Below are 669 nucleotides of genomic sequence, written 5' to 3' on the forward strand. Positions count from 1 at the left end.
GTAGGTTGCGAGTAGTCGGTAAAAATGGACCGAATCCCCTAACTCGTTCGAGGAGAGTCAATTCGTATGCTCGACCCGGGCGACTCCGCACCCGAGATCACGCTCACCGACCACCGCGGCGAGACGGTCACCGTCGACCCGGCCGCCGCGAGCCACACGGTGGTGTACTTCTACCCGCGCGCCGACACCCCCGGCTGTACCGCCGAGGCGTGTAGCTTCCGCGACGAGTGGGACGCGTTCGAGGACAGGGACGTCGCCGTCGTCGGGATCAGTGACGACCCCGTCGAGGACCTGGAGCCGTTCGCCGCGGAGTACGACCTGCCCTTCACCCTCCTCTCGGACCCCGACGGGGCGGTCGCGGCCGCGTACGACTCCTACGGCGAGAAGTCGATGTTCGGGAACACCTTCGACGGCGTGTTCCGGAACACGTACGTCCTCGACGGGACGGGGACCGTCGCCTTAGCCTACGAGGGCGTCTCGCCCGAGGACCACGCCGTCGAGATTCTCGACGACATCGACGCGCTCGACGACTGACAGACGCGCCCGACGACTGACAGACGCGTCCGAGGTCACGGAAACCGACCGCCTGAAGGGCGACCACCGGGCGTCGCCACCCGGTAGTATTATTACTTGTCACGAGTCACGTGAAACGATGCCCTCCAAACGGAC

The 669-nt window shown here is 65.8% G+C and carries 1 protein-coding gene; it reads left to right on the forward strand.

The annotated features are described in order from the left end of the window. Nucleotides 1–66: 66 nt before the first annotated feature. Complete coding sequence (locus tag BN903_RS10360) at nt 67–534, forward strand: peroxiredoxin (RefSeq protein WP_048077650.1); 468 nt, start codon at nt 67–69, stop codon at nt 532–534. Nucleotides 535–669: the final 135 nt, after the last annotated feature.

The sequence above is a fragment of the Halorubrum sp. AJ67 genome, from assembly GCF_000513435.1.

What these genes read in the sequence shown, in the direction of transcription:
- BN903_RS10360 (WP_048077650.1), top strand. Translation starts at nt 67, where the DNA reads ATGCTCGACCCGGGCGACTCCGCACCCGAGATCACGCTCACCGACCAC.